Raw genomic sequence first — 16,153 nt, forward strand, 5'->3', positions numbered from 1 at the left:
ATATTATCCCCCCTTCCCCCCTTCACCTCATCACCTCATCCTCCCATCACACCATCACACCATCACCCCATCACTTTCACGGGGCTTGTTTAGAATAACAGTTAATGATATATTTTAGTAATTAATTTATATTTATTATCATCAAAATGAGAATTAATCTCAAGAGTAAAAATTTATCAATTCCTTTAATTATTCCCCTCATGGTGGCGATAGGGGTTTTATGTCTTAGTTTTTTGGCTAGTTTAACCTTTGGAGTTGCAAATATTGCTTGGCAGGATTTACCTCAAGCCTTCACCGCCTTTGATGGCTCAACATCTCACTTAATTATTACGACAATCCGACTACCAAGGTCAATCGTTGCTTTATTAGTGGGTGCAGGTTTAGGAGTCGCCGGAAGTTTGATGCAGGGTATCACTCGTAATCCTTTAGCTGATCCTAGCATTTTAGGGATTAATAGCGGTGCAGTTTTGGCAGTAGTAATCACTACTTTTTTAGTAAATAATCCCAGTTTGAATATTTTAGCTCTTTTTGCTTTCTTGGGTGCAACCATCAGTGCGATGGCAGTTTATTTTTTTGCTTCCTTGAGTAAGAAAGGTTTATCACCTCTTAGTTTAACTTTAGCAGGTTCTGCCATTACTGTTTTTTGTTCTTCCGTCACCAGTGGCATTTTAATTGTTAATCAACGCACCCTCGATGAAATTCGTTTTTGGTTAGCAGGTTCGATCGCAGGAAGGGATATACAATTAATAAAACAGATATTCCCCTATTTTGTCATCGGCTTGATTTTAGCCCTCATTTTAGCCCGACAAATAACGATTCTCAGTTTAGGGGAAGAAACTGCTCAAGGATTGGGGCAAAATACTCTATTAATTAAAGTTGGAGCGATGGTTGCAGTAATACTTTTAGCAGGTGCTAGTGTTTCGTTAGCTGGGCCTATTGGTTTTATAGGTTTAATTATGCCCCATTTGGTGCGTTTATTGGTAGGGAATGATTATCGTTGGATTTTGCCTTTTTCTATGGTTGGCGGTGCAATTTTACTCCTTAATGCAGATGTAGTAAGTAGGCTAATTATTAAACCCCAAGAAGTGCCAGTAGGTTTAATTTTGCCAATTTTAGGTGCGCCTTTCTTTATCTATCTTATTCGCAAAAGGATTAGGGGATAGGGAGAAGGGGTGAGAGGGTGATGAGGTGACGAGAGTAAAGAGTGATTTTTTAAGGTTATTAATTATAATGGTAAAATAAATCTTATTATGCAAGTAATAAACGCAAGTACGGCAAGAGCCAATTTATTCGGATTAGTAGAACAAGTGAACCAAGATCATGTAGCACGCATTATCACTAGCAAAAAAGGAGATGCAGTGTTATTGTCTAAGGAGGATTGGAATAGTTTACAGGAAACTCTCTATTTACAATCCATTGAGGGGTTAGTAGAATCCGTTAAACAAGTCGAGTTAGAGGATGATTGGGTATCGGAAGATGAATTTTTGAGGCTTTCGCTAACCTATAATTAAACTAAAAATCATTTAGATATTACACTATCCTATAAAAATTATGGTTACATTTGAACAAGTTTTAGACGAAGTAGCAGAATTATCATTAGAACAACAAGAGTTACTAATTAAAATTGTTAGTCAAAGAAATTCAGAAAATAGACGCAAACAGTTAGCTAAAGAGTCTCAAGAAGCCTTCGCAGAGTTTAAACAAGGTAATCTGCCCTCGCAAACGGTGGAAGATGCGATCGCAGATTTAAGAAATTATCTAAACTTTACAGAAGAAGTCGAATGAGAAAAATTGTTTTAACTTCACGATTTTAAAAATCACTACGAAAATATATCAAGGGAAATAAATATTTAGAGAAACAAGTTGAGGAAACTTTAAAACAAATGGTTATGGATTTATCAGCGACAAACCTTGCTACTCATAAGTTAAAAGGCGACTTAGAAGGTTTTAGAGCTTGTTCTTGTTGGTATGACTGTCGTATTGTTTTCGTGATAGAAAAAGATGTAACTACTAATGAGGATTTATTAGTTCTCTTAAATATAGGTTCTCATGATCAAGTCTATTGAGCTTTGATGGTTATGTTTTACTTTGATTCATAAAACTTAATTTTTTAATAATTTTATTGATTCAGTCAACTTTTTTTTGATATTTCATAATATGAAAGATTCTTTTATTGTCATTCGATCGAACCGACCATCTTTTTCGCTATGGTTAGATAGTAGAGTGCCGAAAACTCTAGTAATTTTAACGATACTATCTTTAATTGCCATTACCATTAGTATTAGTTACGGCGAATATTATATTTCTCCCGTAAATGTCATTAAAACCCTTTTAGGATTTAACACCGAATCTGATTTTCAATTTATTATCAATACCCTTCGTTTACCGCGCACCCTTACCGCTTGGTTAGTGGGAGTGGGGTTGGCGATGGCAGGTTGTATCATGCAGACTATTACTCGTAACCCATTAGCTGATCCTAGTATTATTGGTATCAATGCTGGTGCGGGATTAGCCGCCGTTTTATTTATCGTGGTTTTTCCTTCCTTACCCATTGCTTTATTACCTTTTTCCGCTTTTATGGGGGGAATATTGGTAGCATTAGCTATTTATGCGGTGGCGTGGCAAGGAGAAAATTCGATTATCCGTTTGATATTAGTGGGTATTGGCTTTAATTTCATTGTTTCTGCTATCACGAATATTATTACAACCTTTGGAGAGATAAACAGTGTTTCTCAAGCCTTAATCTGGTTAACGGGTAGTGTCTATGGAAAAACCATGACACAGGTTTTGATTTTATTGCCTTGGATTCTGATTTTTACCCTCGTGACGTGGATAATGAGTAAGGAGTTAAATAGTCTTCATTTGGGAGAAAATTTAGGCAAGGGATTAGGTTTATCCTTGCAAAAAACACAGTTAACCCTTTTAATCTCCAGTGTAGCGCTTTCTAGTGCTAGTGTTTCGATCGCAGGAGCGGTGGGTTTTGTGGGTTTAATCGCACCTCATATCGCCCGTTTCTTGGTAGGCAATACCCATCAAGGTTTAATTCCTGTTACCGCTTTAGTGGGGGGATTATTGGTTGTCAGTGCTGATTTATTAGGAAAATTATTATTTTCACCCCTTGAGCTTCCCTGTGGTATTATTACAGCGATTATTGGTGCACCTTACTTTATCTTTTTGTTGAGCAAATCTCGCTAAAATGAAATAAATTGTAGTCAATGTTCATCATAACTGCTCAAAATTCAAATAGAATTTATGATATGTACACCCGTTTTATGAGTCTGTTGGCGAAACATTTTGTTACATAAAATTTGACAAAATCAACGAATTATGTATCCGTTTGATGTGAAAAAAATGTACAAATATTGATAATTTTGGCATCTTTCCACTTGTCCACCTGTCCACTTGTCCACCTGTCTCATCTTCATAATTTGCTTTATTTCTAATTAATACAGGTTAAGATTTGTTTCGCCAACAGGATCTTTTATTCGTTGGGCAAGTGATAGGTTAAATGATGAGGGAATTATTGCTTTTATTACGAATTCATCTCTAATTGATACTGTAACTTTTGATGGTTTTAGAAAGTGTTTAAAGGATGAATTTGATTATATTTATTTGATTGATTTAGGAGGAAATATAGCAATCAGGAATGATTCATGAGAAAGAAGCATACATTGATAGTTTGGGAAAACTGAATATATGTTCTTTAATTGCCCATTCAAATAACCACTTTACTATTTTGAAGGTTTTGCACATATTCCAGTATTTTCTTAATATTTCTTTTCCCTGTAACCAGACATCTTCTATGGGATTTTGTTCCGGTGCATTTGGTGCTAATTTTATACATTTTACCAACCAGTCTTCTTGTTCTTTTCCCTCATTTATTTTTCCTAAATACTCCTTTAATTCTTTACTTATATGATATTTTGCTCCATCCCAAATTATTACTATTTGACTATCCTTATTTTTTGATATTAAGTATTTTATAAAGTTTATTGTATTTTCTGTATTGCCTACTTCATAATCCTTAATAAATACCTGTCCTGTTCTATAGTTTACTCCCCCATAATAAGTTTGTCTCTCTTTTTCATTTCTAATTGGCACTTCTATTCTCTCTGCTTTTTTCCCCCAAACATATCCACAAATATCACCCCATAATAAGTGACATTCATCCACAAAAAATATTTTTAAGTTCCCCAACTCTATTTTTTCTTTATTTTTCTCGATATATTCCTTTATTTCTTCTTTTTTTTTATCCACTAAATCTTGATTTTTTTGTGGATTTTTCTTTTGGGATTTTTTCCATGATATTTGTCCTTCATCTAATAGATCATAATAGCTTGATTTTGCCTGATAAGTTACTCCGTACTTTTGGGCTATATAATATTCTAATTCCCCTAAGGTCAAACTTTCTTGACTGTTTAGCCATTGAAACAGTTCTGTTTTTTCCTCTTTACTCAAATATCCCACCGAACCTTTATATCCTAATTTGAGTGCTTCTATGCCATGAATAATATATTGTTCTTTCCATTTACTAATAAATCCTGAACAGACCTGGAGAATTTTCTTGATTGCCCGATGTGAATAACCTTGAAGGGTCATTCTGACTGCTAATGCCCTTTTTAATTCTCTAGAATCTGGATTTGATTCGATAAACTGGTCTAATTCTTTCACAATTTTTCTTACTATACTCATCAAGGTTATAATCTGATGTTGCAAAATGTACAGTTGCCTTTTGCCTACTTGCCTTTTGCCTACCTTCACCAAACTCAAGTTATACCCTCGCCAAGTATAATTGTTTTTAGTATTTTCTCACAAATGATTCCTTATTGCTATATATAACCATAAAACTTCCATTCTCAATTGAACTCGGGGATGAGGATGATGAAATCTATGGTAATAAATATTATTTTTTTCTTCTTCGCTAAAATTGTGTAACATATTTCAGTTAGATTTTTTAGTTTTACTCATGTTAACATATTCAGCCTGTAATATCAAATTATGCCCTTGCTAAGTATATCAACAATAACTCCAGCAAATAAAGAGGCGATAATTCTCGGTGTTTGAGTAAAAAATAAAATTAAAGCTAAGGGGGTAGCTTTTTCTGTGGCTTCCCATGCCCATAATGTTACCGCAAAATTGGTCATTTGTGAGCCAATAGTTGACAGAGTAATTCCTACCCATAATATTAAAAAAGTATTGAGATTTTTTGCTTTATTCACTTATGAAATATTAATTATTTGTAGGTTGGGTTAGCGATAGCGTAACCAAAAAAAAAAATTATCAAACAACAAAAATAACAATAAATAATAACAGCTTAAATTACCCTATTTTTATATCTAATTACTAATCGAATAATTATGGTGGATTACGGCTTTATTTATTACTTTTTATCATACGATTAAGTTTTTTCACGCCTAATCCACCCTACTTTTAAATCGTTGTTATAGCTTAATTTGTCTTTTTTTTGTTTTATATTTAATCCACCCTATTTGTAGGTGTCAACGGCAGGGATTCTAACGAGGAGTTTTTCTTGTAAAATTTCTGGGACTTTTGCTGGTAAAATATAACCGTTTTCACTGTCTGCATATAACTCACCAAATTCTAGTAAGGCTTGATGATATTTTTCATCTAAGGGAGGGATATTGACAAAATGATAGGTATATTTATTGTTAGCTAAAAAAGATACTGCACAGGGTTGCTTACAAGTCCATAAACATCCACTTTTTACTATTTCTATAGATGAGTGTTCGGCATTTTTTAGCAAGTTTTTATGAAGATAATAACCTCCTGATTTACCTTCTAAGATTTCTTGATTAACAGAAATTTGACAAGATTTACAGATAAATAATTTTTCGTTTTTCATAGTTTTTATATTTATTAATTATTATTAGGTATTGGTATCAAAAATCAAGATTAATTGAGATTACTTCATGTCTGGTAATGACAAAATAAAGTTACTACTATGTCAGTTTTGATTATCTTTTTTTTCGTTAATTAAATACTTAAATAAATCGTCTAAAACCAAGTTAGCTGCGATCGAACTGCTTCCAATCCAATAACTAGGCACTTGATAAACCCTCCCATTTTTGACAGCTTTTAAATTTTGCCAGAGGGGATCTTTTTTTAGTGCTAATATTTTTTGTTGTAATTCTTCATTAATTTTCGGGTCATTTTCCCCTGTCCAAATAAAGATTACATCGCCATCAGCTTTAGTTAATAACTCCTTACTAATGCTCATTTGAATCTCATTTCCTGCAATTTTTTTCGCTTCTTCAGCAGAGAGATTTTGACTTTCTGGGCGAGGTAAACCAGCATCGACTAAAATTGTCCCGATAAAAGAGTCTTGCAAATAGAGGTTAATGCTATCAGGATAAATCCTTACCACAGATACTACTGGGGGATTTTCACCTATTTTTGACCTAAATTCTGCAATTCTTTGGTCATATTTCGCCATTACTTGCTCTGCTACCTTTTTTTTGCCTATGAGGGTGCTAAACTCTTGAAATACAGCCTTCCAGTTACCGCTATGATTAAATTTGATCAGGGCTGTGGGGGCAATTTGAGACAATTGAGGATAAATATTTTCTTGGCTATCGATACCGATAATTAAATCTGGTTTCAGTGCGAGAATTTTCTCGATATTCGGTTCACCTGTTATGCCAATATTATTGACATCGGTTAATCTATCCTCTAAGTGTTTAGATATGCCTGAGAATGTTGTGCCTAAAGGTGTTATACCAAGTGCGATCGAACCTTCGGCGGTGACAGAATCGAGGGTAACTAAAGTTTGCCAATCATCAGGAATACAAGTTACACCTTGAGAGTGGTTGACTTGACGACAATTTTGATTAACGGCAACGGGAGGAGAATTAGCACTTTGGCAACCCCAAGAGAATAAGCTAATTAGGAGTAGGATTAGATATTTTTTCATGATGTTAATGAGATGAGCTTCCTCCTTTTAGAAGCGGAAAGAAACCTTACCCGATACAGCAAAAGGTTTACCTACAGATGCGGCAATATACTCATCCGCTGCCACAAAATAAGTATTATCAAACAGGTTTTCAATATTTAGCTGTACATCCCAAGTATCCCGTCTGTAAAATAACGCCATATCTGTACGGAAATAGCTAGGGATGCTGTAAGTATTGCTAATATCTCCCTGTCTTTCACCCACATAAAAAAGCCCTAAACCAAAGCCTAAACCTTTCAAGTCGCCTTCGGGAATTTCATAGGTTGTCCATAAACTAAACTGGTTTTCTGGTACGTTGGGTAAACGATTATCTGTTAATCCTGTGGTGTCTTTACTCACAAAGGCATCTAAATAAGTATAACCTGCTGTTAAATTCCACCCCGGCAAGATTTCCCCTCCTAAATATAGTTCAAAGCCTTTGCTGGTTTGTTCCCCTGTTTGGATGGAGAAAAATCGATCGTTAGGATTTTCTACGGCGATATTCTGCTTTCTGATGTCAAAAAGAGATGCAGTAATGCTAAAACGCTCTGATATGTCTGTTTTTACCCCAATTTCCCACTGTTGCCCCGTCTCAGGCTCAAAAGTTGAATTATCAGCGTTACGACTTCCTGCAAAGGAAGGATTAAAAGAGGAGGTGTAAGAGGCATAAAGGGAAACGTTAGAAACGGGTTGATAAATTAAACCGATACGGGGAGACACTTTACTATCATTTTGCTCAAATTCGTCACGAGGATCACCCACAAATCCTGCGGTACGATTTTGTTCGGCATGATCATAACGAAATCCTGCTAATAGTTTAAAATTAGGACTAAATTCCACTTGATCCTGAAAATAAAAGGCTATTCTTGATACTCGATCGTCCCTAAAAAATTCGGTTTTCCTTGCAAAAGACTTACCAATATAGATAGGATCAAAAACGTTAATGGATGGATATAAGTCACTAAACTGGAAGCCGGGGCGCTCAGAATTGTAACGATATTCTACACCTGCATAGAGTTTATGCTTAACCGAGCCTGTGTTAAAATCTCCCGTGAATTTGGCATCAGTAAAGAAGCGATTGTAACTACCATCAGCAGAGTAGGCAAGGCGGAAAAGTTCCCCTGTTTCTGCGTCAAAGGAGTCAAATAAAGGGCCATATCTTAAAGGTTTATAGTTGAGATATTGTAGGTTATGTTGGAATGACCAATTATCGCTAAATTCATGCTTAAAGTTATAACCGATCATATATTGATCCTGTTCAAACTTGGCAAAATCTTCCCCTAAAAATCGCTCACGAGGTAAATTAAGCATCTTGCCGTTACTGGCGACTAAACCTTCATCAAGGGTTTCTCTATTACCTACATATTGCCCATAAAAGTTAAGATTGGTTCTTTCTGCCATTTGCCAACTAATGACTGGAGATACCATAACTCGATCGCCATCGACAAAATCACGGAAACTACCATAATTCTCATAGGAGAAATTCAAACGATACTTGATACTTTTATCCTCGTTTAAAGGGGCGGATAAATCTGCTGTCACTTCGTAGGTGTTAAAACTACCAATGGTGGCGGAAACCTTATAATAAGGCTCGTCTAGGGGTTTTTTCGAGGTTAAGTTAATAATACCCCCCGGTTCACCTGCGCCAAACATCACCGATGCTGGGCCTTTTAAGACTTCGATCGACTCTATATCTGTAGTGCTAATTGGGGCTAATGTGAAATAAGGAATACCATCCCGAAAAACATTACCCTGAGTATGAAAACCTCGAATAATGAACGCAGGTCCAAATACACTCGTACCCCTACCGCTACCCTCCACAACCCCTGTCACGGTGCGTAAAGCGTCTCCTAATTCCCTCACGTTGCGATCTTCTAACACTCTTTGAGGTACAACTTGAATAGATTGAGGCACATCTAATAAACGGGTATTCGTACCCGTAGCGGTGGAAGATGACGGCACAAAATAGGTGTTATTAGGTTGATTTTCTTGGGTTGCGACAATCTCGATTTGATTATTTTCAGTAGCTACGGTTTGCCCTTTTGTAATACTTAAAACCAGATTTTCTGATGAGGGCATAACTTGGGCGGTGGGAATGCCCTCTTTTCCCTTGATGGTGATACGCACAAAAGTTGTATCAGGGGAGGTTACTTGAATTTCGCTAATGTCATCGGTGGGGTTAATTTCCACAAATTCTGAACCTTGAGGAATGTCTAATTGAGTATTCAATAATTCAATAACTAATTCCTCATTATTAATAAAGATTAGTGGTTGTATATCATCTTTTTGGGTCGATCGTAAGATAATATCTAATCCGTTATCAGTGGCTTTAAAGTCTAATCCTGTAATGGTTATAGACTCTTGAAGATTTTGCCCTAACAGTTGAGCAGAGGTGTTTAAATTCTGTAAATCTGCGACTCTTTGGGCTTGTTTAACAGTCGTTTCAGCGTTGACAGCAGAGATTAACCAGAGACTTTGTAAAGTTATTCCCCACCATAACCAAGATGATTTCATTTTTCTTTTACTCCTTCACACTATTGCATATAATTTGCAGTTAAATTTATAGTGTAAAGAATCTTGACAATTTTTTCTTATCCCAAAGGGATTTTATTTATCCTAAACGGAGTTTTTTTTGTTAGTATCTAGTAGTAAAATTGAATCAAATATAAATATTGTAGATATAATGAGAAACAAAATAGTTTGATGTGAATAGATTTATGTCAAAAATGCTTGTCGATCGAATTTAGCTAATTTTGAGTGACAAAGTAATTAGATATAAATAGATTTATGTCAAAATATAAGTTAATTAGGTTTTTTAAAAATTCTAAAGATGAAAAGTACTACAAAAAGAAATCGACTTAGTAACAATTTAAAAGTAGATAATTTAGTAAATTATTATCGAAAAGCATCTACAAGATTAAATACAGCAAAAAACTTATCAGAAAGAGAGCATCAATTAGCAGTTGAATGTTCATTATTTATATTGCAAAAATTTCCAGAATATGAGGAAAAAGAACAATGGAAGCAAGTTTGCATTAGAGATATTGAGTATTTTATTAGATGTATAACTTATTGTCTTGTTGCTGATAGTACAGAACCCATCGATAATTATCTTCTTAACGGATTAAAAGAACTTTATCAAAGTTTAGATATTTCTTTATCTTGTTGTATTTCTGCCTTAGAATTTCTTAAAGAAAATAATGGGCTTGTTAAATCAGAAGCTGAAGAAGTGACATTTTATATTGATTATTTGTTAAATAGTTTATCTTAAAAGATGGAAGAAAAAGAGAATTTACAAGAATCAAGAATAGCAACTTTAAATTCAGAACAGTTACAAAAAAAATAGAACAGGAATCAATTGCTTGGTGTGAAGAATTAATTAAGGATTTGGAAAAGTTCAAAAATGATAATAAAATTTGGTCACAAAGATGGTTCTCTATTTATCTTATTTTTGGATTGATTGCAGTGATTTTTTCTTCTATAAGTGCAATTCTTACTTTTTCTGACTTTACTAATAAAATAATTCTATTTTTTATTACTTTTTTATCAACAGTATCAGCTTATATATTGACATTTTTAAATCCCTCTGGACGTGAAGAAAAGAGAAGGCAGTGTGTTAAAAGAAGTTCTGCATTATTGGAGAAAGTAAAAACAACTAAAAGATTAATTGGTTTAAAAACCGAAATAGATATTTTAGATAAACTCTCAAGTTTTTCTGAGCAATTTGCATCCTTGATAGAAGATTCACTCAATTAGTATTAATGATATATATATATAATCTACAAACAAATAAATGATAGAAATTATTAAAGCAAATTTCGATATACCTCTCCATAGGGAAGCAGTTGTCGATTTAATGAATACCTATGCCCTTGATTCTATGGGAGGAGGGGAAGAATTATCGGATTACGTCAAAACTAACTTAGTTAGTGAATTGGCAAAAAGAAAATCTATTCATACAATTTTAGCTTTTGTAGATCATAAACCAGCAGGGTTAATAATTACGATCGAAGGTTTCTCAACTTTTGCCTGTAAACCTTTATTGAATATTCATGATTTAATCGTTTCCCCTAATTATCGTCGTCGGGGTATCTCTAAATTATTATTACAAAAGGTTGAAGATATTGCCCTTGAGTTAGGATGTTGTAAACTCACTTTAGAAGTATTAGAAGGAAATTCGATCGCACAATCGGCTTATAAAACCTTTGGTTTTGACGGTTATCAGTTAAATCCTGATATGGGTAAAGCGTTATTTTGGCAGAAAAAGTTACAATGAAAAAAAGGTTTAAGGAAATAGATAACAATGGTAGCACAAGTACAAATTCCCACTAACAACGAAGTAAAATTTATCCCCAAACCTGACGTTAGCAATTTAATTACAGAGGATGATACACCAGTGGATAATTTTGGTTCAGAAAAACAACAAAGATTTTTAACGAACATTCTTTATAATGTCAGAAAAGAACAAGTTTTTTTAGCCTGTGCCAATGTTGGTATTTATTATAATATAGGTCAACCTCCCATCGTTCCCGATTTTTTCTTGAGTTTAGATGTGACAACTCCACCCAATTTGTGGGAAAAAAATCATCGTTGTTATCTTGTTTGGGAATTTGGAAAAACTCCTGAAGTTGCGATCGAAATTGTCTCGAATAAAGTAGGAGGAGAATTAGATGAAAAGCTAAAAATTTATCAAAATATGAGAGTCATTTATTATGTTGTTTTTGATCCTCAAAAATATTTAAGTGAACAGGTTTTAAGGATATTTAAACTCATGGGAATAAATTATCAAGAAACCTCAGAAACTTGGTTAGAAGGAGTTAATTTAGGATTAACTTTATGGGAAGGCGAATTTGAAAATTTTAAGGGTGTTTGGTTGCGTTGGTGCGATGAAAATGCTAATTTACTTTTGACAGGTGATGAATCGGCACAAAAAGCCGAAAAAGAATTACAAGAATTAAAAGAAAAATTGCGTCAACAAGGTATAAATCTTGATTAAAAAAGATATTATCTTAGGTGTTAGGTATGAAGTTAAATTTAAACTATTTAAGTTAAATTTTTAGTGTACGATCGCATTCTATTTTTTGATTCGATCGAACTTCGGATTAACCCCGAAATATTTTTTAAAAGCCTTAGAAAAAGAAGGTAAACTAGCATAACCGCACATCTGAGCAACATCTGTTACTTTCATCTTTTTTTGTGTTAATAAACTGTGGGCATACTCCATTCTTTTACCGTGTAAATAACCGAAAATTGTGGTATTAAATAACTCCTTAAAACCAGACTTTAATTTATATTCATTAATACATAATTGACGGGATAATTCTTTTAAACTGGGAGGATTTTGTAAGTTTTTCTCCATAATATTTTTTACTTCTTCTAAAGCGATAATATCTTTTTTACTGAGAGAAGATTGTTGATAAAATTCTTCTTGATTATTATTTTCTCCTAACCACAAAGCAAATAATTCTAAAGCCTTGCTTTCTAAATAAAAATTTCTAGTAAATCCCTGATAAGGACAATTTATAATCTGATTTAAAGCACTATTCATATTAATATTATTTTCTCCTTGACGATAATAAGGAGGCACATTTTTACCCTTAATTAATAGTTGCAATTCTGAGGGTAAAGTATGGCAAGAATCTTGACACATTTCTCGTAAATTTTCCAATGAAATCCCTACTCTAACTTTCAAAATTCGATCGCCCTTTTGCCAATATTCTGTTTCCTGACGAGAATCCCAAAACTCAATATAATTTTTTCCTGCGGTTTCTAAAACATAATCTGTGATGCCATGATGGATAGTTTTAACATTACCTGAAACCACAAAGTTAACCACAAAATGATCATCATTTTGATCATTATATTGACTGGTTAAAACTATATTTTCATACATTTGATAATCAGAAATTTCTAAATATAAACCATTGCGTAAAGGGATATATTTTTCAGTAGAATATCCTAATAAACCTTTTTCACGCCAAATCAATTCTTTTTCTCCTGATGAAGTAATGAAAGATTCTGATTCTTGTTGCCAATAATTAGCCCAATTAACAGTTGAAAGTTTAATCATTCTTTTCTATGGTTGATTTAAGGATAAAATAATATTTCTCTAGTTGCTTTAGCAAACTTTAGCTATTAGCTTTGTCAATTTATTGCAAAGTGAGTTATGAATCAAAACCGTTATGAAAAAATAATTTATCACTCAAAATAATTAACCCACAATGAAATAAATTTCATTGTTAAAAGCATAACTCTACTCAAGTGAGTTCACAAAAATATTATCATAATTATTAGTATTAAATAATCAGTTAAAAATTAATTTTCTCTTTCAACGATCAAACTATTTAAGGTTAATAATTGCTCTAATATATCTCCATTTTCATCAAAATTATAGGCTTTAATTACTAATTTGTCTAACTGTTGATGAAGTTGATATAACTTACTACTAGGCTCATGAAAAAAGGCATTATATAACTGAGTAATTCCCCATTGTTTTTTATTCATTTGTTCTGTTCTATAATCGTGCAATTCTACCATTTTATCTCTTATTTGTTGCACAATTTTATTACTCCCCTCGCTCTTTGGGAGAGGGGTTGGGGGTGAGGGAAACGGGAAAGTTTCAAAACAAGTGGTATTAGTATAAGCGGTATCAGCTTTTAATGTTGAACATTGAGCTTTAACCCAAATACGATGGATTTTTGAGGTTAAAATACCTAAAATATAAAAATCATCAGAAGCAATAATCACTGATTTATCTCCTGCTAACCATTCAGTATTAAAAGGAATAAATATCGCCCATTTAGACACTCTAGGCACAGCAAAACACATGGATAAATCTTTAATAGCCTTTCTTAAATTAGGGCGAGGTGCGAATAATTGCCACCAAATTTCTCTCGCTCTTTTTGCTCTATTATTCAACCTTTCTGGCTTAACATTTTCTTGAAGATACTGAAAAGGTAACTTATAATCACTAGCAGATTCAAGACTTAAATCATTAAAATCAATAATCCATCTATCAGGTTTTCCATGAGGATTACTTGCTAAATTATCTCCCATAGAAAATAGTTTAATTACTTCTTTATTTTTACTATCTTTTACTATCAATTCTTTAGCTTGTTTTTCAGTAATAATAAAGCCTTTTCCTACGAGTAAAACTCCTTGAAAACAGATATTTTGATTTATCTTTAATTTTTTAGCTTGAGTAACATCTATTTCCGAAGTGAGAGAGGAATTAATACTATTTACTGAATAATTATCTAAGATATAACTATTAGGAATAATTTTACACCAATTAACAATACTAACATGAACATTTGCCTCCCCTGACCATTCTTGAGTAGAAATTGCCTCGTGAATATAGCCTTTATTTTGCATAATATAATCAAGGGATGCTTTACGGCTTTTTCCCTGAGAAATAGAGTTAGTCGCTACTAATCCCGCCCTGCCATTTTCTGTTAAATTATCATGGGCAATTCTAAACCAATAACTACAAAAATCCACTGAGTCTTTAACATCATTAAACTTACTAAATATTTTCTCTACATATTCATCGCTTAAATTTAATCTCATGTGTTTTCCTCCTAAAAAGGGAGGATTTCCGATAATTGCATCGGCTTTTATCCAGTCACTAAATAAAGCATCTGTACAAATTATGTTATTATCTAAACTGTCTAAAGGTAACGCAGGTTCGGTTAAATTAAACTTGTCGATCGCAACTTTTCTCGCTATCATTAAAGTTACCTTTGCTAACTCCACTGCGAAGGGGTTTATATCCATACCATAAAACTGATTTGGAGTCACAAAACTCATATTAATTTGTTGATTTTTACCCTTATTTTTATCCTTAATTTTGTCTAACAATAACTGTTCAATTCTTTTTAATTCTTGATAGGCAACGTAGAGAAAATTTCCACTACCACAAGCAGGATCAAATACTTTATATTCCTGTAATTTGAGTTGTAAATTAGTTAATTCTTTGATGGTATTTGCACTGTCGATTAATTCTTCCCAATATTTACTAATAGTTGGGCGCACAATTTTCATAATATCCGCTTCAGAAGTATAGTGCATTCCGTAACTATGTCTCTCTTTAGCGTTAACTGTGCCTTCAAAAATATTTCCGAAAATGGCAGGGCGAATTTTACTCCAATCCTGCTTCGCAACGGTTGCCAATATCTCTAATTCGGGCTTGGTAAGTTCGATCGGTTCTACTATACTGAATAAACCACCGTTAAAGTATTCGACTCCTTGATATTTTCCTGCGGGAGTGACTCCTTTGTTATTCATTTCACGGAATAAACCACCTAATATATCATAACTACTCGCACCTTCTAAGCATTCTTCTACACAACGCAGAAATAAATCATTGGGTAATAATCCCCTATCTTCGGCAAACATTGCCAAGACGCATTGGAGGATAAAGCGTTGAATTTTGAGGATAGGATTTGCCCCTAAATCCCCAAGAGTGGGGACTTTTTCCGTTGTCACTCCCCCAGAATTGGGGGTAGGGGGGCGAAAATTAAGTCTTTGTTGCAAGATTTGGAATAATTCCCCTAGTCGTCTCCCTGCTTTTTCGGTAACGTCAACTTGATTGTTATTAAAGATGGGTTTACTTTCTACCCTTGCCATGAAGTTAAAGGCGGAGTAGCGTTTGCCTAAATCTTCTAGCTTGACTGTATCTACAGGTTCATCTAATTGTAAGTCAAAATCGAAAATCCAAAATTCATCAAAGTTGCATAATATCACATAACGGGGTCGATCGGGTACAAGTCTTGACCAATATTCAAAGGCTTGGGCATAATGTTTCGATAAGTCCTCCCCTCGCTTTTTCATCTCAATCAGTAGCTTAGGTTTCCAGACTAAATCAGCAAAACCAGTATTTTTCTTTTTGCTACCCTTTTTAATAGCTTCTTCGTATTTTGCCCCAGCTTCCAATGCACCATCATAACCGAAAGCCTGAAAAAATCGATCGAGAAATATTTGGGCTTCTTTCCTTTCTTGTCCAGTTATATGTTGTTGACAAAAGGTAATAAATTTTTCGAGGTTATCTTGATGGTTGTCTGTCATGGAAAGGCTCGATCGTACTAAACTACTTTGTATTATAACTCACAAGTAGGGTGGATTAGCCGTGAAAAAAAACCAAAAAATATATATAGATAATTACCCTTTCACCCTTTCTCCTTATCACCCTTTTCCCTTTCCTCC

Annotated in this window: 15 protein-coding genes and 1 pseudogene; 9 read left to right on the forward strand and 7 right to left on the reverse strand. The window is 33.8% G+C overall.

What is annotated here, in order from left to right:
- Nucleotides 1–146: 146 nt before the first annotated feature.
- The 5 genes and pseudogenes from SYN6308_RS17130 to SYN6308_RS17150 all read left to right on the forward strand — a co-directional run bounded on the left by SYN6308_RS17130 (nucleotide 147) and on the right by SYN6308_RS17150 (nucleotide 3,195).
- Nucleotides 147–1,163 (forward strand): FecCD family ABC transporter permease, encoded by a 1,017-nt coding sequence (locus SYN6308_RS17130; RefSeq protein WP_017295675.1) that lies wholly within the window; start codon nucleotides 147–149, stop codon nucleotides 1,161–1,163.
- A gap of 87 nt (nucleotides 1,164–1,250) precedes the next feature.
- Entirely contained in the window at nucleotides 1,251–1,511 is a 261-nt protein-coding gene (locus tag SYN6308_RS17135; RefSeq protein ID WP_017295676.1) for a type II toxin-antitoxin system Phd/YefM family antitoxin, read from the forward strand.
- 40 nt (nucleotides 1,512–1,551) lie between these two features.
- A complete protein-coding gene (locus SYN6308_RS17140) occupies nucleotides 1,552–1,785 on the forward strand; it encodes a hypothetical protein (protein ID WP_017295677.1) in 234 nt (77 codons plus the stop codon).
- 44 nt (nucleotides 1,786–1,829) lie between these two features.
- Nucleotides 1,830–2,066, forward strand: a pseudogene (locus tag SYN6308_RS25640) (type II toxin-antitoxin system RelE/ParE family toxin); the annotation flags it as partial.
- 91 nt (nucleotides 2,067–2,157) lie between these two features.
- The gene (locus tag SYN6308_RS17150) at nucleotides 2,158–3,195 is read left to right on the forward strand and encodes a FecCD family ABC transporter permease (protein WP_017295679.1); all 1,038 of its coding nucleotides are present in this window, start codon (nucleotides 2,158–2,160) and stop codon (nucleotides 3,193–3,195) included.
- Nucleotides 3,196–3,651: 456 nt separating this feature from the next.
- On the opposite strand, the gene SYN6308_RS17155 is transcribed toward SYN6308_RS17150, so the two are convergent.
- The 5 genes from SYN6308_RS17155 to SYN6308_RS17175 all read right to left on the reverse strand — a co-directional run bounded on the left by SYN6308_RS17155 (nucleotide 3,652) and on the right by SYN6308_RS17175 (nucleotide 9,463).
- A complete protein-coding gene (locus tag SYN6308_RS17155) occupies nucleotides 3,652–4,671 on the reverse strand; it encodes an IS630 family transposase (protein ID WP_017294352.1) in 1,020 nt (339 codons plus the stop codon).
- 320 nt (nucleotides 4,672–4,991) lie between these two features.
- Complete coding sequence (locus SYN6308_RS17160; protein ID WP_017295681.1) at nucleotides 4,992–5,219, reverse strand: hypothetical protein; 228 nt, start codon at nucleotides 5,217–5,219, stop codon at nucleotides 4,992–4,994.
- A gap of 266 nt (nucleotides 5,220–5,485) precedes the next feature.
- Nucleotides 5,486–5,863 (reverse strand): DUF1636 domain-containing protein, encoded by a 378-nt coding sequence (locus SYN6308_RS17165; protein WP_017295682.1) that lies wholly within the window; start codon nucleotides 5,861–5,863, stop codon nucleotides 5,486–5,488.
- Nucleotides 5,864–5,965: 102 nt separating this feature from the next.
- Nucleotides 5,966–6,931, reverse strand: a complete 966-nt coding sequence (locus tag SYN6308_RS17170; protein WP_017295683.1) for an ABC transporter substrate-binding protein — start codon at nucleotides 6,929–6,931, stop codon at nucleotides 5,966–5,968.
- Between the two features lie 27 nt (nucleotides 6,932–6,958).
- Nucleotides 6,959–9,463 carry a TonB-dependent siderophore receptor gene (locus tag SYN6308_RS17175; protein ID WP_017295684.1) on the reverse strand — a complete coding sequence of 835 codons (2,505 nt, stop codon included), beginning with the start codon at nucleotides 9,461–9,463 and terminating at the stop codon, nucleotides 6,959–6,961.
- Between the two features lie 316 nt (nucleotides 9,464–9,779).
- Between SYN6308_RS17175 and SYN6308_RS22870 the strand changes: the two genes are divergently transcribed.
- The 4 genes from SYN6308_RS22870 (at nucleotide 9,780) to SYN6308_RS17195 (ending at nucleotide 11,945) form a co-directional block, all read left to right on the forward strand.
- Nucleotides 9,780–10,220 (forward strand): hypothetical protein, encoded by a 441-nt coding sequence (locus SYN6308_RS22870; RefSeq protein ID WP_017295685.1) that lies wholly within the window; start codon nucleotides 9,780–9,782, stop codon nucleotides 10,218–10,220.
- Nucleotides 10,221–10,336: 116 nt separating this feature from the next.
- On the forward strand, nucleotides 10,337–10,705 hold the full coding sequence (locus tag SYN6308_RS17185; protein WP_017295686.1) for a hypothetical protein: 369 nt from the start codon (nucleotides 10,337–10,339) through the stop codon (nucleotides 10,703–10,705).
- 37 nt (nucleotides 10,706–10,742) lie between these two features.
- Nucleotides 10,743–11,225 carry a GNAT family N-acetyltransferase gene (locus SYN6308_RS17190; RefSeq protein ID WP_017295687.1) on the forward strand — a complete coding sequence of 161 codons (483 nt, stop codon included), beginning with the start codon at nucleotides 10,743–10,745 and terminating at the stop codon, nucleotides 11,223–11,225.
- 27 nt (nucleotides 11,226–11,252) lie between these two features.
- The gene (locus SYN6308_RS17195) at nucleotides 11,253–11,945 is read left to right on the forward strand and encodes a Uma2 family endonuclease (RefSeq protein ID WP_017295688.1); all 693 of its coding nucleotides are present in this window, start codon (nucleotides 11,253–11,255) and stop codon (nucleotides 11,943–11,945) included.
- Between the two features lie 78 nt (nucleotides 11,946–12,023).
- Here SYN6308_RS17195 and SYN6308_RS17200 read toward each other — a convergent pair whose 3' ends face one another.
- A complete protein-coding gene (locus SYN6308_RS17200; RefSeq protein ID WP_017295689.1) occupies nucleotides 12,024–13,019 on the reverse strand; it encodes a helix-turn-helix transcriptional regulator in 996 nt (331 codons plus the stop codon).
- 245 nt (nucleotides 13,020–13,264) lie between these two features.
- A complete protein-coding gene (locus SYN6308_RS17205; RefSeq protein ID WP_017295690.1) occupies nucleotides 13,265–16,015 on the reverse strand; it encodes a DNA methyltransferase in 2,751 nt (916 codons plus the stop codon).
- Nucleotides 16,016–16,153 lie beyond the last annotated feature (138 nt).

This window comes from Geminocystis herdmanii PCC 6308 (assembly GCF_000332235.1).
In the GTDB taxonomy this organism is placed as follows: domain Bacteria; phylum Cyanobacteriota; class Cyanobacteriia; order Cyanobacteriales; family Cyanobacteriaceae; genus Geminocystis; species Geminocystis herdmanii.